The sequence below is a fragment of the Pseudoalteromonas luteoviolacea NCIMB 1942 genome (assembly GCF_001625595.1).
Classification (GTDB): Bacteria; Pseudomonadota; Gammaproteobacteria; order Enterobacterales; family Alteromonadaceae; genus Pseudoalteromonas; species Pseudoalteromonas luteoviolacea_A.
The window spans coordinates 1-21,293 of record NZ_AUXT01000156.1; the positions used below are offsets into that span (position 1 = coordinate 1).

The following is a 21,293-nucleotide window of genomic DNA, read 5'->3' on the forward strand; positions in this document are numbered from 1 at the left end:
AAAGTGTGCTCGCACCCTGGCAAAACACCGAAATGCATGGTAAATCAATATTCAGATTTCGCGATTGAAACTTGCCTAACACTTAGGTCTGTTTTTAGTTTGCCTCTTCGAGCACTAGAGGGCTTTGTAAAACCACTCCTCAACTTAATGAAAGCGCCTATACAGTCACCCGGTTACAGTTGCTTATGGAAGCGAGGTAAAGTGCTTGATGTTCAATATCGAACCAAGCCAACTACACAGGGCTTTATCGATATTGTTATGGATAGTTCAGGCCTAAAAGTTTACGGCAATGGCGAATGGCATACCCGAAAACATCGAGCCAGCAAGGTCGAACTTGGCGTAAACTGCATTTAGCCATAGATACGGATAATCATGATATTGTCAGCGCCGAGTTATCAATGGTGAATGTATCTGATAGTGAAGTGCTAGGTGATTTAATTCGACCACTACGCCGAAACGTTGACCGAGTGACAAGTGATGATGCTTATCATACGCGCGATTGCGATGATGAGATTGCAGCTAAAGGCGTCGTCGCACGGATCCCACCAAGGGAAAACGCCCAATATTGAGAGAAAGGTCACACGCGAAATAGTGCCATAACATTAATGCATCAATTTGGCGTTTAACAGAGGAAGGAAAGTCTGGTTATCATGAACGCTCACTGGCTGAAACGGGGGTTTATCGTTTTAAACAGCTTACGGGTGACAGGTTAAAAAGTAGCCCCTTCAACAGCCAACATACTGAAACTATTTTTTAAAATCAAAGCCATAAATACGATGAACAGGCTAGGTATGTCTGGATATAAGTAAAAACTATAAGACCACTTCTAAGGCTTATTTGTTCAACAAGGCCCCTTAACACTATCGTATCGAGCTATCTTTACACGAGATAATCGTCCTATCATGAACTCATGTTGGCTTCTTTCTTAATCACTTTACATTATCAATGTATTATCTAATAAAGCGCAGATCCGATTACTCCGTGTTCTTGATCTACCCTTGAATAATGCGTGTTACTCAGACTCACGGTGTTGATGTCAGCGCGTATTTGGCGTCTATAACAGCATGTAGCCTTATAGCACTCGGTAGCAAACGAACCCACTTTGTTTCCCAATCCTCTTATTCTGGCTGATTACTTATTCAACGCTCTGTAACTTGTGTAGCGGCAAACAGCATATGTCCTAGGCCCCTAATGCCTCTATCTTAAATTTTAGTATCGGACTTAACATATTAAACAACACGAATAAAGTACCCATAAAACACGATATCATCAGAAAATGTCTCGCGATTTTCCACCTCACTAGGTAATAAACACACTTTTTTAGAACATTTTATTATATGTAGCATAATTTATAGATCCTAAACAATCCGATCGACCTTCTAAGATCGATCAGGTTTGGCATAAAATTATCCACACCAAGTGTATAACACAGCAAGCAGGAAGATTACCTAAGTTCCTTAGATGTATTTGATCGCAGGAAGCCATATATTGCACCCTGCTTATCCACAGCAATTTAGCATATTACTCGCTAGGAATATTTTATTAAAGACTTTATAAACAATAGGATAGTAAGAACAACCCACAAAAAGCCAATTATTAATCAGTCCAAATTTATCCAAGGCAAAAACTATCTCTTTACTTCTGCTCAGCGCGCTTTATTATGAGCGGCATAACATAAATAGTGCTAATTTGAGAAAAAATGAGTAACTTAGAGATCATAATTGGTAGCCAAATGGGATCTGCTGAATACGTTGCAGAGCAACTGGCGGAGGATCTTGAGTCGAGATCAATCTCATGTAATGTACATGAACAGCCAGATCTATCTAATTGTAAAAGCGACACTTGGCTAATCGTCACATCTACCTATGGCGCGGGTGATTATCCAGAGAATTTATTGCCTTTTATTTCTCAACTACAAGCACAAACAGATATGAGCCGTATTAGATTTGCAGTGGTAGGTATTGGTGATTCAAGTTATGACACTTATAACCATGCCGCAATCAATGGCGAAAAGTTACTGATCGAGAAGGGCGCGAAAGCGCTACTGCCTACATTAAAAATCGATGTCCTTGATGAGGCATTGCCAGAAGATACAGCTTTAGAATGGCTGCCCGAATTTAGTGAGATCGTGACAGCAAGTTAGTACAAAAGCGGTTTCGCATAAGTTATCCACATATTAATTTAAATTTTATCCCGTATGTGGATAAGCTTTGATCTAACTGCTGATCTAAACTTACTTATCCATTGGATAACTTTAGTGGCTTTTGCAGCTGTGTATAAATAGCCGTTTTGATCAAAGCTTATACGCCCTATGATCCGATCTAATTCACACTATTTGATCTAGGCTAAGTCTATGGATCATAGTGAGAATATAACCTTATTCACAGATCTTGGTGTCAGTAATTATAAGATCAATAAAGATCTTTAAAAAGATCCTTATATATATTAAGTGATCTATTTTACCTATAGGTTAAAATTTAATCGTTTCACTTCTGCGTTTTTCTAGGTAGAATACGCATCCTTTCAAAATTTGCTGGTTGTATTTAAGTAGGATCCCGTAAATGATTTATCATGAACATTTTGACGTAATCGTTGTTGGTGGCGGTCATGCTGGTACTGAAGCTGCACTTGCAGCTGCACGTATGGGTATGAATACCTTATTGTTAACTCACAATATGGACACACTGGGACAAATGTCTTGTAACCCAGCGATCGGCGGGATCGGTAAAGGTCACTTAGTAAAAGAAATTGACGCTTTAGGTGGCGCAATGGCACAAGCCATTGATAAAGGCGGGATCCAGTTTAGGACTTTAAACTCTTCAAAAGGACCTGCTGTAAGAGCAACCAGAGCACAAGCAGATCGCGCATTGTATAAAGCAGCGATCCAAGACACTTTGCAAAATCAAGATAATTTAAAGATTTTCCAACAAAGTTGTGATGATCTCATTGTTGAACAAGATCAAGTGAAAGGTGTTGTGACTCAGATGGGATTACGCTTTAGTGCCGAGTCAGTGGTACTTACTGTTGGTACTTTTCTTGGTGGCCAAATTCATATTGGTTTAGAAAATTACAAAGGCGGTAGAGCAGGGGATCCTCCTTCTATCGCGCTTGCGGATCGTTTGCGTGAATTACCATTTCGTGTAGATAGATTGAAAACCGGAACCCCGCCACGTATTGATGCAAGAACAGTGGATTTCTCTGTTATGCAAGTGCAACCGGGAGACACCCCGACTCCTGTATTTTCTTTTATGGGTAAACAATCGGATCACCCACAGCAGATCCCTTGTTATATTACTTATACCAACGAGAAAACCCATGATGTGATCCGCGATAACTTGCATCGCTCACCTATGTATGCAGGTGTTATTGAAGGTATTGGACCAAGATATTGTCCTTCAATCGAAGATAAGATCGTGCGATTTGCGGATAAAGAAAAACATCAGATATTCGTAGAGCCGGAAGGGTTAACTTCTTATGAATTGTACCCTAACGGTATTTCCACCAGCTTACCATTTGATATTCAGCTAGAAATTGTACGTTCAATCAAAGGGTTCGAAAATGCGCATATTTGTCGTCCAGGTTATGCTATTGAGTACGATTTCTTTGATCCTAGAGACTTAAAACAATCTTTAGAGACCAAGTTTATCAACGGCTTATTCTTTGCTGGTCAAATCAATGGCACTACAGGGTATGAAGAAGCGGGTGCGCAAGGTTTGATCGCGGGTGTGAATGCTGCATTGCAAGTTAAAGGCGAAGCGTCATGGACACCGCGCAGAGACGAGGCGTACACAGGTGTATTGATCGATGACCTTGCAACATTAGGTACAAAAGAACCCTATCGTATGTTTACCAGTCGTGCTGAATATCGCTTGCTACTGCGTGAAGATAACGCGGATCTGAGATTGACTGAAAAAGGGCGTGAGCTTGGATTAGTGAATGATGAACGGTGGGCGAACTTTAACGATAAACTTGAGGTTATGGAGCTTGAATCTCAACGCATTCGCTCAACGTGGATCCATAAAGATCATCCGGCGCTTGAGCAGGTAAATAGTTTGTTGAAGTCACCTTTGACTCGAGAGGCAAGTTTAGAAGATTTGATCCGCCGCCCTGAAGTGAGCTACAAAGATCTAACAGCGATTGACGGATTGGCTAGCGAGCATGAAAATTGGCAGGCGCTTGAGCAAGTAGAAATACAAACTAAGTATGCCGGCTATATTGCAAGACAACAGGATGAGATCAATAAGCAACTGCGTCATGAAGAAACGGTGCTACCTGCGGAGTTTGATTACAGCCAAGTAAATGGTTTATCAAATGAGGTCGTGGCTAAGCTGACTGATGCGAGACCACAAACGATTGGACAAGCTTCGCGTATTTCTGGTATCACCCCAGCGGCGATTTCGCTATTATTAGTGTATCTGAAAAAGCAAGGGCTGTTACGCAAGTCGGCGTAACAGCGATGGAAAACTGTGTTATTAGAACAACTCAACGCTCTGTTATCTGAAACAGACATTACGCTGACCGAAAATCAAAAAAAGCAGCTGGTCGATTACGTCGGGCTGCTCGACAAGTGGAATAAAGCTTACAACCTCACTTCTGTACGTGATCCAAAAGAAATGATGATTAAGCATATTTTGGATTCACTGGTTGTATCGCCACATTTAACAGGTAAACACTACATTGACGTAGGTACAGGTCCAGGCTTACCTGGTATTGTATTGGCGATTGCACTCCCTGATACTGAGTTTGTTTTGCTTGACAGTCTCGGAAAAAGAGTACGATTTTTAACCCAAGTAAAACATGCGCTTGGACTAAAAAACGTGACGCCTGTGCAGTCTCGTGTTGAAGAATATCAACCAAGTGTTAAATTAGACGGTGTGCTAAGTCGTGCTTTTGCATCTTTGCAAGATATGGTGCAATGGTGTACACATTTGATAGATACATCAGGGCGATTTTTAGCACTCAAGGGAATGTATCCGCAAGATGAGCTGGATAATCTGCCTGATGGCATTTCTTTAGAACAGAATATCACCTTGCAAGTACCTAAACTGGAAGGTGAACGTCATTTAATTATTCTTACAAAAGACTAAGAGTCGAGGACACTGTGGCTAGAGTCATTGCAATTGCAAACCAAAAAGGTGGCGTTGGTAAAACAACCACTGCGGTTAACCTTGCTGCCTCGATGGCAGCAACAAAAAGAAAAGTATTGCTGATAGATCTTGATCCTCAAGGTAATGCCACCATGGGCAGTGGCGTTGATAAATATTCTGATGTTGCAACGATTTACGATTTGCTGATTGAAGAGACGCCAATCAATGAAGTGATTTGCACTGAAACTTCTGGTGAATATCATTTAATCGCTGCTAATGGCGATGTAACCGCCGCTGAAGTTAAGCTAATGGAACTGTTTGCGCGTGAAGTGCGTCTGCGCAATGCGATTGAATCTGTTCAAGATGATTACGAATTTATTTTTATTGATTGCCCACCTTCACTCAATATGTTGACGGTTAATGCTATGGCTGCCGCTGATTCGGTGATGGTACCGATGCAGTGCGAATATTACGCACTTGAGGGGTTAACGGCACTCATGGACACAATTACACAGCTTTCTAAATTGGTTAACCCATCATTACAAATCGAGGGTATTCTTCGCACTATGTATGATCCACGCAACCGTTTAGCGAATGATGTATCTGAGCAATTAAAACAGCATTTTGGTGAGAAAGTATACCGTACTGTCATTCCAAGAAACGTTCGTTTAGCCGAAGCGCCAAGCTTTGGTGCACCAGCAATGTACTATGATCGCGCTTCAAGCGGGGCAAAAGCGTACCTTGCGCTTGCTGGAGAAATGTTGCGTCGTCAAGAAAAACAAGCCGCTGCAGTAGCATAAGAGGATAATAAAAACATGTCGGTGAAAAAAAGAGGACTGGGCAGAGGGTTAGATGCATTACTCAGCTCTGCTAAGCCACCAGCTGCGGCACCAAAGGAAACTTTAGAAGCACAACCGAGCGAAGCCGTATCTACTGAACCTGCAACAGAGCAGGTTGCAATCTCAGAAAACGAATTACAGCGTATTCCTATCGAGTTTTTACAACGTGGTAAATATCAGCCGCGTAAAGATATGTCTGAACAAGCATTGGAAGAACTTGCTAACTCTATTAGAGCGCAAGGGGTGTTACAGCCCATCGTTGTGCGCAAAATGGCTCAGAACCAGTATGAAATCATTGCTGGTGAACGCCGTTGGCGTGCGTCTCAATTAGCTGGTCTTGATGTGGTACCATGTATTCTTAAAGAAGTTGAAGACGACGCCGCAGTTGCTATTGCGCTAATAGAGAACATTCAGCGTGAAGATTTAAACGCAATGGAAGAAGCGGTTGCACTAAATAGGCTACTCAATGAATTTGAGCTGACCCATCAGCAAGTCGCGGATGCTGTCGGTAAATCGCGTACAACCGTAACTAACTTGTTGCGTTTAATCAATCTCAATGATGATGTAAAAATCTTGTTAGAACATGGTGATATCGAAATGGGTCATGCCCGTTGCCTATTATCATTACAAGGTGAGGCACAATCAGAGGCTGCGCGTACAGCAGTTGCAAAGGGCTTAACGGTGCGTGAAACCGAAAAGCTCGTTCGTGCTATGCAAGAGCCCGTGGCTAAAAAAGAGCCAAAAGAAAAGGACCCAGATGTCAAACTGTTAGAACAACAGCTAGCTGAAAACTTGGGCGCTAAAGTAGAGATCAACTACAATCAAAAAGGCAAAGGAAAGCTGGTTATTTCTTATGCTGATCTTGATGAATTAGACGGCATTCTTGGGCGGATCCATCCAGATTTACAACAACCCTCCTAAAGGTCAAATTTGCGACGAATTGTGTGCCTATTTTATGCGTCAATTCGTCGCGTCAAGTTGCAAATTGAGCAGAAATCAGTATAATTTCGCCAGTTTTTATACCCTGATAAATTTTAGCGTCATTAAGGTTAATATAAAGTGACTCATTCGTTAGCTGGCCCGTATAGGCGTGCCGCATTAAAAGGTGTCTTGCTTCAGGGTATCGTAGCATTGATTGCTGCAGTAATAGTTTTAGTAGGTTGGGGAGCGCAAGCCAGTCTGTCAGCTTTGATGGGCGGTGTTGCAATTGTGCTGCCGAACTTCGTATTTGCTTTGTATGCCTTCAGATATGTTGGCGCAAGTAAAGCAGAGCAAGTATATGACTCGTTAAAACGAGGCAAAGGATTAAAATTTTTGCTAACCATTTGCATATTTGCACTGGTATTTAAACATTTAAGTGTTATGGCGTTGCCATTTTTCTGCTGTTACATACTCGTGATGTTTTCGCAGTGGCTAGCACCGATTTTTTTTAATCATTAACTTTTGGGATAAAACATGGCTGCAGAAGAAGTTACTCTATCAAGCCATATTCAGCACCACTTGACCAATGCCAAGATGTGTTCGACCGATGCCGGTCTTGCCTTCAATAAAGCATGTGCGGATAGTGGATTCTGGACATGGCACGTAGATACCCTCGCATGGTCAATCGGTTTAGGTCTTTTATTTTTATGGATCTTCCGTAGCGCCGCTAAAAAATCCACTACAGGTGTTCCTGGTAAATTCCAGTGCTTCATCGAGATGATTGTTGAGTTCGTTGGCGACAACGTACGCGATACTTATCACGGTAAAAGCGCTTTAATCGCACCATTAGCCCTAACAATCTTTGTTTGGGTGTTCTTAATGAACTTAATGGACTTAATTCCGGTTGACTTCCTACCTGCATTCGCTGGTTTCGTTGGTGAAACTGCATTTGGTATGGACTCACACGATGTATACATGAAGATTGTACCGACAACAGACATTAATATGACTGCTGCATTAGCACTGGGCGTATTCTTTTTGATGATCGGGTATTCAATCAAAATGAAAGGCATCGGCGGTTTTATTGCTGAGCTAACGCTTCACCCGTTCAGCACTAAGAACAAAATCGGCATGATTTTCTTAATCCCTTTTAACTTGTTACTAGAAACAATCGCGTTAGTCGCTAAGCCTTTCTCGCTTGCTCTACGTCTGTTCGGTAACCTTTACGCGGGTGAGCTGATCTTCATCTTGATCGGCGCAGTTGGTTTGATGCAGTTACCTCTGCACTTCATTTGGGCTGCTTTCCACATCTTAGTTATCGTTCTTCAAGCATTCGTATTTATGATGCTGACGATCGTATACCTAAGCATGGCTAGCTCAGACAACCACTAAGAATATAATTTTAAATAGATTTTTTAACTTTAACTTTAATTTACAAATGAAACTTTGGAGAAAAAAATGGAACTAGTATTAGGTCTTAAGTACATCGCTGTTGCTCTACTTATCGGTTTCGGTGCTATCGGTACTGCTATCGGCTTCGGTAACATGGGTGGTAAATTCCTAGAAGCGTGTGCTCGTCAGCCTGAACTTGCACCTTCACTACAAGTTAAAATGTTCATCCTAGCTGGTCTAATCGATGCGGTAGCAATGATTGGTGTAGGTATCGCGATGGTATTGTTGTTCGTACTTTAATAGCCTTATTTTTTGAACAGCTTACTATTTTAAGGAGGAGCGGTTGTGAACTTAAACGCCACTCTACTAGGTGAATTAATCGCATTTGTGGTCTTCGTATTATTCTGTATGAAGTACGTTTGGCCGCCACTAAATGGTGCGATTGAAGCTCGCCAGAAAAAAATTGAAGATGGTTTAGCTGCCTCTGATGAAGCTGAAAAAGAGCTTGAGCGCGTTCGTAAAGAAGCTGCTGTAGAGCTAAATGAAGCGAAATCTCAAGCTGCTGAAATCATTGAGCAAGCTAAAAAGCGTGCTGCGCTTATCGTTGACGAAGAGACAACTCGTGGTCAACAAGAGCGTGAGAAGATTATTGCTCAAGGACACTCTGAAATTGATTCAGAGCGTAACCGTGTTAAAGAAGAACTACGTACTCAAGTAGCTACTTTAGCTGTGGTTGGCGCTGAAAAGATTTTAGAGCGTGAAATTAATCAAGACGCACACAGCGATATCGTTGATAAGCTAGTTGCTGAGCTTTAATTAGGAGGGTATGAGCATGTCTGAATTGACTACTATCGCTCGCCCATACGCTAAAGCGGCTTTTGAACTTGCCGTTGAGAAAGGTGCTGTTGAAGCTTGGAATGAAATGCTGTTCTTCGCTGGTCAAGTGACTAGCGATGAGCAGGTTCAGGCGCTACTGGGTAGCATTGCTACGCAGGCTGAGCAGTCTGAAGTCATCATCAAGCTATGTGCTGAGCAACTCAACGAACAAGGTCAAAATCTTATCAAGCTGATGGCCGAAAATGAGCGTTTATCTGCAGTCCCTGCAGTTGCTGAACAATTCGCTGAACTAAAAGCGGATTATGATAAAGAAATTGACGTTGACGTGGTTTCTGCAACTGAACTTGCGCAAGAGCAGCAAGATAAATTGGGCGCTGCGTTAGAAAAACGTTTCGCACGCAAAGTTAAGCTAAATTGTAGCATTGACGAAACCGTAGTAAGTGGTTTGGTTATCAAAGCTGGCGATACCGTAATTGACGGTAGCGTACGCGGTAAATTAGACCGCCTAGCAGTATCGCTACAATCGTAATTGGGAAAAAGAGCATGCAACTTAATTCCACAGAAATTTCTGCACTGATCAAGCAGCGTATTGAGCAGTTTGAAGTTGTAAGTGAAGCACGTAACGAAGGTACTATCGTATCTGTTACTGACGGTATCATCCGCATCCACGGTCTAGCTGACTGTATGCAAGGTGAGATGATCGAGCTTCCTGGCAACCGTTATGCTATCGCATTGAACCTTGAGCGCGACTCAGTAGGTGCGGTAGTTATGGGTCCTTATGCCGACCTTAAAGAAGGCGTAAAAGTACAATCTACAGGTCGTATCCTTGAAGTACCAGTAGGCCGTGGTCTACTAGGTCGTGTTGTAAACACACTAGGTGCACCTATCGATGGTAAAGGTGCACTAGACAACGACGGGTTCGAGCCAGTTGAAAAAATTGCACCAGGTGTAATCGAGCGTCAATCAGTAGATCAGCCAGTGCAAACTGGTTATAAGTCTATCGATGCGATGATCCCAGTTGGTCGTGGTCAGCGTGAGCTAGTAATCGGTGACCGTCAGACTGGTAAAACTGCACTTGCAATTGATGCAATCATCAACCAAAAAGACACAGGCGTTAAGTGTGTGTACGTAGCGGTTGGTCAAAAAGCATCTACTATCGCAAACGTAGTACGTAAATTAGAAGAGCACGGTGCACTTGAAAACACAATTGTTGTTGTGGCATCTGCTTCTGAATCAGCAGCGCTTCAATTCCTAGCGCCATTTGCTGGTTGTACTATGGGTGAATACTTCCGTGACCGCGGTGAAGACGCGCTTATCGTATATGATGATCTTTCTAAGCAAGCTGTTGCTTACCGTCAGATCTCACTACTACTTAAGCGTCCTCCTGGTCGTGAAGCATACCCAGGTGACGTATTCTACCTTCACTCACGTCTTCTTGAGCGTGCATCACGTGTTAACGCTGATTACGTTGAGAAGTTCACTAACGGTGAAGTGAAAGGTAAAACAGGTTCATTGACGGCATTGCCAATCATTGAAACTCAAGGTGGTGACGTTTCTGCATTCGTACCTACTAACGTTATCTCAATCACCGATGGTCAGATCTTCCTAGAAACTGACTTATTCAACGCAGGTATCCGTCCAGCTGTTAACGCTGGTATCTCGGTATCTCGTGTAGGTGGTGCGGCGCAAACTAAAATCGTTAAGAAACTAGGTGGTGGTATCCGTCTAGCGCTAGCTCAGTACCGTGAACTAGCGGCGTTCTCACAGTTCGCTTCAGACCTTGACGATGCAACACGTGCACAGCTTGAGCACGGTGAGCGCGTAACAGAGCTAATGAAGCAGAAGCAATACGCACCTATGTCTGTTGCTGAAATGTCTCTGTCTCTATTTGCAGCTGAAAAAGGCTTCCTACAAGATATCGAAATCAACAAAATTGGTGATTTCGAAGAAGGCCTAATTGGTTTCGCAAACAGCACTTACGCAGAGCTGATGACTCAAATCAACGAAACTGGTAACTACAACGCTGAGATTGAAGCGCAACTTAAAGAACTTCTGGAGAAGTTCAAGTCGACGCAAACTTGGTAATTTAGTTATTCATGGTGGCTTCGGTCACCACTGATTCGGAGAGAGAGTCATGGCCAGCGGAAAAGAGATAAAAAGCAAGATCGGGAGTATTAAGAATACTCAGAAGATCACCAGCGCGATGGAAATGGTTGCCGCTTCTAAAATGAAGAAGGCGCAAGACCGTGTGGCATCAAGCCGTCCATACGCTGAGAACTTACGCAAAGTGATCGGTCGTGTTGCTCAAGCAAATCTTGACTTCCATCACCCGTTCCTAGAGGACCGTGATGTTAAGCGAGTTGGTTATATTGTTATCTCAACTGACCGTGGTCTGTGTGGTGGCTTAAACTCAAATGAGTTTAAGAAAATCACACAAGACGTTAAGGCGTGGAAAGAAAAAGGCGTTGACGCTGAATATGCTACTTTAGGTAGTAAGGCAGCCGGTTTCTTCCAACGTTTTGGCGGTGAATTACTCGCTAAAAAAGCGGGTCTTGGAGATACACCTTCAATTCAGGACGTAATTGGTCCTGTAAAAGTAATGCTTGATGCATTTGCTGAAGGCAAAATTGACCGCTTGTTCGTTGTGTACAACAAATTCGTTAACACAATGAAGCAAGAGCCAACGATCGAACAGTTATTACCTTTGCCAAAAGCTGAAGAAGAAGTATCAGCCCACGCTTGGGACTACTTATATGAGCCAAATCCAGAAGCGATCTTAGAGACGCTATTGGTTCGTTTCATTGAGTCACAGGTGTACCAGGGTGTAGTAGAAAATGCTGCATCTGAACAGGCTGCCCGTATGGTTGCGATGAAAGCCGCAACTGATAACGCAGGCGACCTAATGGATGAGCTGCAACTTGTTTACAACAAAGCACGTCAGGCTGCAATCACACAAGAAATTAGTGAGATTGTTGGCGGTTCGGCTGCTGTTTAACGCTTCGGCAAAGTTTAACGAGAGGAATAGACATGAGTTTAGGTAAGGTCGTCCAAATTATCGGCGCCGTTGTGGACATCGAGTTCCCACAAGACAACGTGCCAGCCGTATATGACGCACTAAAAGTTACAGAAGGCGACCTAGCTGGTTTGACACTAGAAGTGCAACAGCAGTTAGGTGGCGGTGTGGTACGTGGTATCGCACTTGGTACTACAGACGGTCTACGTCGTAGTATCTCAGTAGAAGGCACAGGTGAGCCAATCAAGGTTCCAGTTGGTACTAAGACCCTAGGTCGTATCATGGACGTACTTGGTCAGCCTATCGATGAAGCAGGTCCAATTGGTGAAGAAGAGCGTATGTCTATTCACCGTGCTGCGCCTTCATACGAAGATCAATCAAGTTCAGTTGAGCTACTAGAAACGGGTATCAAGGTAATCGACCTTGTATGTCCTTTCGCTAAAGGTGGTAAAGTTGGTCTATTTGGTGGTGCCGGTGTAGGTAAAACCGTAAACATGATGGAACTTATCCGTAACATCGCAATCGAGCACAGCGGTTACTCAGTATTCGCAGGTGTTGGTGAGCGTACTCGTGAGGGTAATGACTTCTACCATGAGATGAACGACTCAAACGTACTAGATAAAGTATCTCTAGTATATGGTCAGATGAACGAGCCACCGGGTAACCGTCTACGTGTTGCACTAACTGGTCTTACAATGGCTGAGAAGTTCCGTGACGAAGGTCGTGACGTACTATTCTTCGTAGATAACATCTACCGTTATACACTAGCAGGTACTGAAGTATCAGCACTTCTAGGTCGTATGCCTTCAGCGGTAGGTTACCAGCCAACTCTTGCTGAAGAGATGGGTGTTCTACAGGAGCGTATCGCTTCGACTAAGACTGGTTCAATCACTTCAATCCAAGCGGTATACGTACCTGCGGATGACTTGACTGACCCATCGCCAGCTACAACGTTCGCGCACCTTGACGCAACAGTAGTACTTTCACGTGACATCGCGTCTCTAGGTATCTACCCTGCGGTAGACCCACTAGATTCAACTTCACGTCAGCTAGACCCTCAAGTAATCGGTAACGAGCACTATGAGACTGCACGTGGCGTTCAGACTGTACTTCAGCGTTATAAAGAACTGAAAGACATCATCGCGATCTTAGGTATGGACGAGCTATCTGACGAAGATAAGCAAGTTGTATCTCGTGCACGTAAAATCCAGCGTTTCCTATCTCAGCCGTTCTTCGTTGCTGAGGTATTCACAGGTGCACCTGGTAAATACGTCTCTCTTAAAGACACAATATCTGGCTTTAAGGGCATCCTAAACGGTGATTTTGATGATATGCCTGAGCAGGCATTCTACATGGTTGGCTCAATCGACGAAGCAGTTGATAAAGCTAAAAACATGTAATTAGGAGGTTATTATGGCAATGACAGTACAACTTGACGTAGTAAGCGCAGAGAAGAGTGTATTCTCAGGATTTGTTGCCACTATTCAAGTAACAGGTAGTGAAGGTGAACTTGGTATTCACCCTGGCCACGCGCCACTCCTGACTGGCCTAAAACCTGGTATGGTACGTTTGGTTAAAGAAGATGGTGCAGAAGAGATCATCTACGTTGCAGGCGGTACGCTTGAAGTTCAGCCTAAGACAGTAACCGTTCTAGCGGACGTTGCTATCCGTGGTGAAGAGCTTGATGAGCAAGCTGCTGAAGAAGCCAGACGTGAAGCTCAAGCGCAAATATCTTCAGGCTCGACAGCTGATCTTGATTATAATCGAGCGGCTGTACAGCTAGAAGAAGCGCTTGCACAGCTACGCGTTATTCGCCAGTTGCGCAAATAACCAACCACCTATTTGGTTTAAAGCCCACGCCAGGGGAACTTAGCGTGGGCTTTTTATTTTTTCGAAAAATCCGACCTCTGCAATAGAGGTGCAAAACTATTGTGTATCAATACCGTCTATAAAGATTCGCTTGGCGTAATTCATAGAGATGGCGAGCAGAGTCCAACTTAGAAATGAGATGAATGTAAAAGTAGTTTTGGCTGGTTCTTATTGATTATTAATTTTGGTTAATAAAGTATTGTTGTTAAACTGGTGCGTGCTATCGATGCTTAAATCTATTGGTAACTATTCATCGAATCTGAGTGAAGAATTGTTCACATTCATGGATATTTAAAATAGTATAGTTAAAGGTCCTATATTTGGGCGTCTGCCATGGCGTACTTAACTTAAGTGCATTGTATTAAATAGTCAGCTCTTTTTCATGTGGGTAAGCATACAAGGGCTTTACGAATTTACACTGCTTTTATTCCTATATCCTAAAATAAGAATATGAATATTGTTGCGTTTTGTAAAAATATAGAAAAAATACAACTGGAATCTTGGACGATATATCCAGAAAAACAATTACTAACAGACAACGATAAAATTGAAAGGGAGCTGGAGCCTCTGCTATTTAGAATGCTGTTGTATTTTATTGATAACAGTCATCGCATTGTCACGCGTCAAGAGCTCACAGATGAAGTATGGCAACAACCTTATGTTGATGATAATGCCATTAACAGAGCGATATCAGAATTACGCAAAGCACTAAAATCAGACAAGCAACGTGGCCAGACTTTGAAGACTCATTATCGTACTGGGTACAGCTTTGTTTTAGATGTTGAGATCATCTATAAAGGAGCGGGCGCTAAACAGAGTATAGCGAAGGATCCTCAGAGGTTAGCTCAAGACAGTACAAGGTTACCAGATTCAGATTCTGCTCGTCAGAATATGCCACCTCGTTACAATACAAAGCTTATGTGGGGCTCTGTTGCACTAAGCGCTTGCATGTTTGTCGGGGTGTTAATCAATTCATATTTATCTTCGCCTAATGTAAATGCGCGTCCTGGGTCGAGCAGAGATAACTTTAACGACTATGTTACGCAGCTCGATAAAGAGATCCTAACGTGGAGAAAAGGGTCTGTAGCATTTCAAGAAATGTCTCCAGATAGTGCATTATTAGCATACTCATTTTTAGCTGAAGGGGACCGTACCTCTGCACTTTATGTTAAGGATATGAAGTCCTTAAAAAATATTAGACTCGTGAAAAAGGAAGGCGAAAATGTCATGCCAACGGGGTGGGCTGAAGACCATTTACGGCTTTATTATCAAGTAAGTAGTATCGGGGAAAATAAGTTTTGTGAGCTTTGGTCAGCGACTTTTGAACCTAACTTGCTTGATGCGCAACATGAGAAAGTCTGGGATTGCAGTGCTGAGCGTAGAATGAGTGTAACGAGTATGGATGACACGCTGTTGTACACTAAGTATGATTATCGTGACAGACCATACATATCTGCTATTTTCAGTAAAGACTTAAAAAGTGGGACAGAGTTTCAGGTAACCTCACCCAATATTCGTTTTAGTGGTGACTTTTATGTCAAGTTGTCACATAGCAAAAATGATATTTTGTTTTTACGCTCTATCAAAAATGGCACAGCCATTTTCAAAGCGAATGCTGACGGCAGTGATCAAGAATTGTTAGTGCGTCTAAACTATAAGCTTCGTTCAGTTGAATGGTCAGAAGATGACAGTCGTGTAATGTGGTTTGATTATAATGAAAACAAACTCATGACCTATGAATTAGCGACTAAGATTGTTTCGAGCACCTACTACCCACTTGAAAAAGAAATGCACGGTTATATGGTTGTTTCTCCTGAGCAATTAATATTTTCGACTAAGTTATTAGATGGCAATATTTATCAAATTGATGAAAGTGAAGACGTACCTTCGTTAATTCCCTTTTCGGTATCGGATGCCACAGAATCTCTGGTGGCGCCATTTAATCATGCAAATGGCGGAATATATCTGGCTCGAGGCGCTAGGAATCAATCATTATGGAGAATTATTGATGGCGTGCGCATCAAGTTACTTGAGCTTCCAACCACTGAAATCGTTGACATCGCTTTATCTCCTGATGATAGCAAGATATTAGTAGCGTACCAAAATTACGTAGAAATCATGACCATGAGTGATTTAGAGGTCACTGATAGTATTACGGTTAGTGACACTATTGCGGATGCTAATTGGGGGCTAAAAAATAATATTTTGATGACTCTAGTTAAGGACACGAGTGATGCATGGAGCTATAACCTTGCAGAGAAAAAATTTGTTCGCTTGACTAAAAAGGGCATTCATTCTGCCAGAATGCTCGATGAGCATCACTTATTTTATTTTGATAAGAGTTATAGGCTTTTTAAACGTGACATTGTGACAGGTAAAGAACAAGAGTTGTTAGACTTGTCAGATACAACCCATTTAAGTTGGTCAATCACTGGTAATTTTGTCTACTTTAGTTCTGGTAATAGCGTGAGTAAAATGGAGTTGAATAGTCTCGCTGTGACACGTTTACTGAATGTTGAGCGCAAAACAGATTCTTTCTTCGGTATTTTTACAGGTGCCAAAGAAGGGCAAGTGTATGTCTATGCAAAGCGATTGCAAAATAATCACTTGTTAAATGTGTCGGTTTCAAAATAAAAAGTGCCGTGAGCTCTGTCGAGTGTGATTAGATATAGAGCTCACGATTTACTTCCATACTACCCGTTGGCATCTTAAAGGCTTCTGTCGTTGTAATTCTTTTGTTACGCGTGTGAGAGAAGCGTCAGCCACACAAAACCGATGACATGGCACACCATTGCCGCACATACTGTGAGCCTCACTACACGCTTTTATACGCCTTATTAATTCAATTCAGATATCTAGGCTTAGAGCGTGCGTTTCGCAACGATATGACATGCCTTTATTTCAAAATACTAAGTTAAATTTATTGATTGCTTGTTATATATGGCTTTAAACATGCTTTTTCACTGTTGGTTATAACGCCGCATAATGTATTTAATGGTGCCTTTTTTTATTGCTTCTGTAAAAAATGACAGTTACTCGGTTTCTCCGGTTTTACTACTATGGGGTTGCGCGCTAAGCAATATTCCAGAGGGTGATTTTGGTGGATACGCAGTGTTTCAAGCTGTTCAAATACATGGCTGCATGCGATTTATTGGCTTAAAGGATATAGCAAAGTTGCAACCAATCAAGTAGTGACAGGTAAGTAGTAAAAGGAATGCATAAAGGATACTGAAGTTCGCGCACTAAAAATAATAAAGAGAGAAATTCGGTAGTGACAAGGACGTCACATCAGGGAATGGCGAATAAACAGTATGAAGACCAAGACACACGTCTGAGTTTTCGGACGAGGGCAAGGGGCCGACGACCATCCTGAGTTCTCGCAAAGAAGAATTGTGGCAGTTTGAGGCAGGCAGGAGAGCTTTGAGTCACGCTTCCGGTATGCCTTTTCGTTTTTTGGCAAGGACGCCAACCCTTCTAATAGAGGCAAGTTCTATAACGGCAAATATATTAATTTAGTATGGCCGGAGGGCGCATAATAACAGAGTATTTTATCATTCAGGCGCAGTGGCACTAAAACCGTAACGGGACGTTGCAGAGCTGCTTATATTTACTCCACAAAAACTAAAAGCTGGGTAATATCATGAAAATAAAATTAAAAAATTGCAATTTTCCAAAGTTATCTATCACAAGCACAGAGGATAAGGCGCTAGAGGCAATGTGTATTGCAGGCGGTATCAGAGCGCGGCTTACATTATGGTTTGACGATGGCGATCTCTCCAATGCGACGCAGTATAGATAGCATGTGCTAATTCGAAGCACATGTATTTCACCCGTTTGATTTGGAAGCTTCGCTTTTACTGATTTAGCCTCATTAATGAGGCTAAATCAAGAGCTTTTGTTTAGCACACTGTCGTTGTTTTTTAGTTCCAGATTAACTGAGTCGATAAGTCAGCAATACCATTTAGGCGGGTGCGACAGCCTCATTAGAGGTTGTGATTGAATAAGTATTTTACGATTGCTTGCTGTCTGTTTGCGCTGTTGGTTTTTTCAATACAGTTACTCAAATGGAAGTTTACAGTCCGTTCGGAAATCCCCAGTATTTGACTGATCTCCCAAGACGTTTTTCCTTCTGATGCCCAAAGAATACAATCGCGTTCGCGTTTTGTTATGTTAATTCTCTCTTTAGATAAACACCTTTTTAAAGCAAGCAATAAATGAGGCCCTAAAATACTCCAATGCCACTCTTGTTGTTGCGAGGAAAAAAAGGTGTTACTCGTGATGAAAATAGAACCTAAAATACCACTCACACCTCTAATTGGGATTGCCAGTGCATACGCACACCCCTTAAGGTCTATCGAATAGGCACTGTGGTACTCCCTGCAATGCTCATAAATTAGATCTAATGAAGCTTCTTCAATATGACGACAATGAGTCCCAACAATGTGATGTTGATAAGATGTTGGAGACAGAGGTTGAAAACCGACCATATGTATGGTGTTGCATTGAGTGATGGCTGCAATTTCACTCAACCATGCCTCTATTTGAGTTAGTGAGTCAATCTTCCCAGCTTTATTGATGAGAGGTTTAAAACTCAGTATGTCTGCAAATGTGCTTTCTAAATTGTTGTTAGTCATCTCAATTCCCGCATTTGATAAGCATTGGTTATACGTATAGTGGCGTTAAATGTATTTCCTTGCAAATTTTCAAATTTAAAAAAAATATCAATTTAAAACAGAATCTTAAGCTTGTTTGTTATGGTAGAAATGGTTGTGTAATAGAATCTTCATACGTATGTTAGCGTAGGCTAAGATTTATTAATTATTCCGAATCAATAAGAGTCGCATTTTTCAATTTTGCTACTACAAGCTACCCAAGATTACGTGTTTTAGGTACTTATATGTGGGGAAATGATATCAGGAGATGACAGAACTATGAGCTATTTAAGATATGGCAATAATACGTGGTGAATAGGGATGAAAGATAAAATAGGCCTAAGTTGTTGTTTGCTTTTGAGGGAGCAATAAGGGTATACATTTATTTAAGGTGAAGATAAATGTGTGCAAAGAACAAATGTATTATACAAGAACGCTCCTATGTACCTTTTATGGTTGCTTTGTTTACGGTGTAGAGAGCTTTTATAAAGGGCAGAAAGGCGCATTAGTGGACATATCACAGTGTACACTGGTTGAATAATAGTACTGATTTATAAACACTTTCAAGGAGCTAAGCACGTTACAAAGAAATCACAAATAGGCTTAATACTGAATTTTTCAGCAAGCAATATATGAAAAAGCGCCCAAAAACAATCAGCGGACACGGGTGCTGATTGCAGGGCGCTTGTGAAGTGGGTTGGTGATTCGATTATAGTAATTCAGTGAACTTAAATGACTCTCCCATGCCTAGCACTCGCACTTTAAAATTTGGCTTGAATGTTTTGGCTGCGTAGGCCAATCTACGTAGTGGTTCATTGACATGTTCAAAGCCAAGTTGCCAAGTACCATACCCCCAAGGGACAAATACTTTACATTTAAGATCTTGAGCTGCTTTTAACGCATCTTCTGGGGATAAGTGCACACTTCTGTAATGTTTTCCGTAAGCGACAATCGGCATCATACACACATCCATATTACCGTACTTTTCTTGTATATCTTTGAATATTGGGCTATAGCCCGTATCACCCGCAAAATAGATAGTCTGTTCACCGGCTTTAATAATCCAGCCACCCCAAAGGCTGTCACGCTGGCTAAAAATACCTCGTTTAGAATGGTGGTGTGCGGGAACAAAATGAATTGTGCTTTGTTTATATTCAACGTTGGTAAACCAGTCTAAGGCATACACATTGTTATAGCGCCCTACTAATTCGCTTTGCATTCCCAGAGGCAAGAATATGTCTAAGTCTTCTCCGAGCTTAGATAACGTTTCATTAGAAAAATGGTCATAGTGATCGTGGGATATCAGTACGCTGTCAACAAAGGCTAAATCCTTGGGTTCAACAGGCGCTGGTCCTAAACGCTTCAGCTCATCAAATATCATTGTGCCAATCTTGCCTACGATGCCATCGAATTCACCAAAAACAGGGTCAGTTAAGTAACTATTACCCAAACCATCTTGGATTAAAAAACTTGCATGGCCTAACCATGTGATCACGTTACGAGATTGACTATTGATTGATGTTGGATACAGGTTTTCTGCAAAGTCGTATCCATGACTTTTATCGATCCCTGAGTAAGCCAATCTAAAAAAGCCATCTGCTATCGGTTTCTTTTCTTCAGGTGTTAAAAAGTCCATTGTGTCGATTTTATGATGTGGCCCAAGTTCTTCAAACGGCGAATCATAGAGGTTTTCAAAGGGTTTTACAGAGTCTGCGTGTTGCTTAATAACAGGTAGTGGCGTTTGGTTGGAGTTACACGCCACTACCAGCATTGCTGAACACAGTCCTATGTATTTAACCGCTCGCATTGTTGTTCCTTACAATTCTAAATGATGTTGGATACTACACACTTTGCGATTGCTTGCAGCCTATTCGCACTATTGGTCTTTTCAATGCAATTGGCGAGGTGGAAGTTTACTGTACGTTCCGATACTCCTAAAATTTGGCTAATCTCCCATGACGTTTTACCTTCACAGGCCCACAGTAAACAATCTCGTTCCCGCTTAGTTATTGGTACAAGGCGTTGCTTTGATATTTTTATATAAGCCCGCACTAAATGCGTTGCTATTGGTGACCAATACCAGCATAAATGTTCGACTTCTTTTGGATTTTCAATATGTAAAAGTATTGCCCCATGCTCATTATGACCTGCGTGAACTGGCAGTAGATATAAATTCCGTGGGTATAGGTTGCCAAACTGATGTAAAGCTAATGGCAAGGCGTCGCGATTACAGTGTTCCTGTATTTCCTTTCTTAATAACAGTTGACAAATTTCATCGGACAGACGCCCAAATACCTTACTCTCAAGTGAAGTCGGTGTGATGTGATTGAAAGCAATGAAGCCCACAAAACCAGATACAGAAGGTGCCTGTAGCTCTAATACTAAATCGCGAAAGTCAGTTTCCGTTTTAACATTATCAATTTTCTTAACGATATTACTAAAAGTAATCTGGGTGCAATTATCTGTGATCGTTTTTGTTGTAATTGCTGCTTTCATTGCTACTACTCCACTCAATGTATTTCACTAAACATCAGAAGGGCTAGTAACAGACGTGTCTGAACTATCATCCGATACTGGTGGAGTGGTGGAGGTTTTGAGCCTATAGCCTGAAGTCGCCCCTCCATTGATTACTTTAGTCATTTCAGCAGGTAGGCGTTTATTGTCTTGGCTGAGGTTTTTGATG

General features: G+C 41.9%; 21 protein-coding genes. 18 read left to right on the forward strand and 3 right to left on the reverse strand.

Annotation, left to right across the window (positions count from 1 at the left end):
* Window positions 1–36: 36 nt before the first annotated feature.
* The 18 genes from N482_RS26115 (at window position 37) to N482_RS24815 (ending at window position 17,757) form a co-directional block, all read left to right on the forward strand.
* Window positions 37–354, forward strand: a complete 318-nt coding sequence (locus tag N482_RS26115) for a transposase (RefSeq protein ID WP_196765331.1) — start codon at window positions 37–39, stop codon at window positions 352–354.
* Entirely contained in the window at window positions 297–569 is a 273-nt protein-coding gene (locus N482_RS24295) for a transposase (RefSeq protein ID WP_081227885.1), read from the forward strand. Before N482_RS26115 ends, N482_RS24295 begins: the two co-directional genes overlap by 58 nt.
* Window positions 570–1,699: 1,130 nt before the next feature.
* Window positions 1,700–2,143 (forward strand): FMN-binding protein MioC, encoded by a 444-nt coding sequence (gene mioC, locus N482_RS10875; protein WP_063377064.1) that lies wholly within the window; start codon window positions 1,700–1,702, stop codon window positions 2,141–2,143.
* A 418-nt stretch (window positions 2,144–2,561) separates the two neighbouring features.
* The gene (mnmG, locus tag N482_RS10880; RefSeq protein WP_063377065.1) at window positions 2,562–4,451 is read left to right on the forward strand and encodes a tRNA uridine-5-carboxymethylaminomethyl(34) synthesis enzyme MnmG; all 1,890 of its coding nucleotides are present in this window, start codon (window positions 2,562–2,564) and stop codon (window positions 4,449–4,451) included.
* 15 nt (window positions 4,452–4,466) lie between these two features.
* Window positions 4,467–5,087: a 16S rRNA (guanine(527)-N(7))-methyltransferase RsmG gene (gene rsmG, locus N482_RS10885; RefSeq protein WP_063377066.1), complete on the forward strand. Its 621-nt coding sequence runs from the start codon at window positions 4,467–4,469 to the stop codon at window positions 5,085–5,087.
* 14 nt (window positions 5,088–5,101) lie between these two features.
* Window positions 5,102–5,887, forward strand: a complete 786-nt coding sequence (locus N482_RS10890) for a ParA family protein (protein WP_063377067.1) — start codon at window positions 5,102–5,104, stop codon at window positions 5,885–5,887.
* 15 nt (window positions 5,888–5,902) lie between these two features.
* Window positions 5,903–6,847, forward strand: coding sequence for a ParB/RepB/Spo0J family partition protein (locus N482_RS10895; RefSeq protein ID WP_063377068.1), 945 nt, complete (start codon window positions 5,903–5,905; stop codon window positions 6,845–6,847).
* A gap of 138 nt (window positions 6,848–6,985) precedes the next feature.
* A complete protein-coding gene (locus tag N482_RS10900) occupies window positions 6,986–7,366 on the forward strand; it encodes an ATP synthase subunit I (protein WP_063377069.1) in 381 nt (126 codons plus the stop codon).
* Between the two features lie 15 nt (window positions 7,367–7,381).
* A complete protein-coding gene (atpB, locus tag N482_RS10905; protein ID WP_063377070.1) occupies window positions 7,382–8,239 on the forward strand; it encodes a F0F1 ATP synthase subunit A in 858 nt (285 codons plus the stop codon).
* A gap of 66 nt (window positions 8,240–8,305) precedes the next feature.
* Window positions 8,306–8,539: a F0F1 ATP synthase subunit C gene (atpE, locus tag N482_RS10910; RefSeq protein ID WP_004335261.1), complete on the forward strand. Its 234-nt coding sequence runs from the start codon at window positions 8,306–8,308 to the stop codon at window positions 8,537–8,539.
* Window positions 8,540–8,584: 45 nt separating this feature from the next.
* The gene (gene atpF / locus N482_RS10915) at window positions 8,585–9,055 is read left to right on the forward strand and encodes a F0F1 ATP synthase subunit B (RefSeq protein WP_063377071.1); all 471 of its coding nucleotides are present in this window, start codon (window positions 8,585–8,587) and stop codon (window positions 9,053–9,055) included.
* Between the two features lie 16 nt (window positions 9,056–9,071).
* Window positions 9,072–9,605: a F0F1 ATP synthase subunit delta gene (atpH, locus tag N482_RS10920; RefSeq protein ID WP_063356016.1), complete on the forward strand. Its 534-nt coding sequence runs from the start codon at window positions 9,072–9,074 to the stop codon at window positions 9,603–9,605.
* Between the two features lie 14 nt (window positions 9,606–9,619).
* Window positions 9,620–11,161: a F0F1 ATP synthase subunit alpha gene (gene atpA, locus N482_RS10925; protein ID WP_063377072.1), complete on the forward strand. Its 1,542-nt coding sequence runs from the start codon at window positions 9,620–9,622 to the stop codon at window positions 11,159–11,161.
* A 49-nt stretch (window positions 11,162–11,210) separates the two neighbouring features.
* Window positions 11,211–12,071: a F0F1 ATP synthase subunit gamma gene (gene atpG / locus N482_RS10930; RefSeq protein ID WP_063372032.1), complete on the forward strand. Its 861-nt coding sequence runs from the start codon at window positions 11,211–11,213 to the stop codon at window positions 12,069–12,071.
* Between the two features lie 32 nt (window positions 12,072–12,103).
* Complete coding sequence (gene atpD, locus N482_RS10935) at window positions 12,104–13,489, forward strand: F0F1 ATP synthase subunit beta (RefSeq protein WP_063377073.1); 1,386 nt, start codon at window positions 12,104–12,106, stop codon at window positions 13,487–13,489.
* A gap of 10 nt (window positions 13,490–13,499) precedes the next feature.
* On the forward strand, window positions 13,500–13,919 hold the full coding sequence (locus N482_RS10940; protein WP_063377074.1) for a F0F1 ATP synthase subunit epsilon: 420 nt from the start codon (window positions 13,500–13,502) through the stop codon (window positions 13,917–13,919).
* A gap of 489 nt (window positions 13,920–14,408) precedes the next feature.
* Window positions 14,409–16,592 (forward strand): winged helix-turn-helix domain-containing protein, encoded by a 2,184-nt coding sequence (locus N482_RS10945; RefSeq protein ID WP_063377075.1) that lies wholly within the window; start codon window positions 14,409–14,411, stop codon window positions 16,590–16,592.
* 1,006 nt (window positions 16,593–17,598) lie between these two features.
* Window positions 17,599–17,757 (forward strand): hypothetical protein, encoded by a 159-nt coding sequence (locus N482_RS24815; RefSeq protein WP_155730563.1) that lies wholly within the window; start codon window positions 17,599–17,601, stop codon window positions 17,755–17,757.
* Between the two features lie 184 nt (window positions 17,758–17,941).
* Here the strand turns inward: N482_RS24815 and N482_RS25925 are convergent, their stop codons facing one another.
* The 3 genes from N482_RS25925 to N482_RS10965 form a co-directional block, all read right to left on the reverse strand.
* A complete protein-coding gene (locus N482_RS25925; RefSeq protein ID WP_063377077.1) occupies window positions 17,942–18,592 on the reverse strand; it encodes a helix-turn-helix domain-containing protein in 651 nt (216 codons plus the stop codon).
* A 727-nt stretch (window positions 18,593–19,319) separates the two neighbouring features.
* Window positions 19,320–20,417 (reverse strand): MBL fold metallo-hydrolase, encoded by a 1,098-nt coding sequence (locus N482_RS10960; RefSeq protein WP_063377078.1) that lies wholly within the window; start codon window positions 20,415–20,417, stop codon window positions 19,320–19,322.
* Between the two features lie 17 nt (window positions 20,418–20,434).
* Window positions 20,435–21,106 (reverse strand): helix-turn-helix domain-containing protein, encoded by a 672-nt coding sequence (locus tag N482_RS10965; RefSeq protein ID WP_063377079.1) that lies wholly within the window; start codon window positions 21,104–21,106, stop codon window positions 20,435–20,437.
* Window positions 21,107–21,293: the final 187 nt, after the last annotated feature.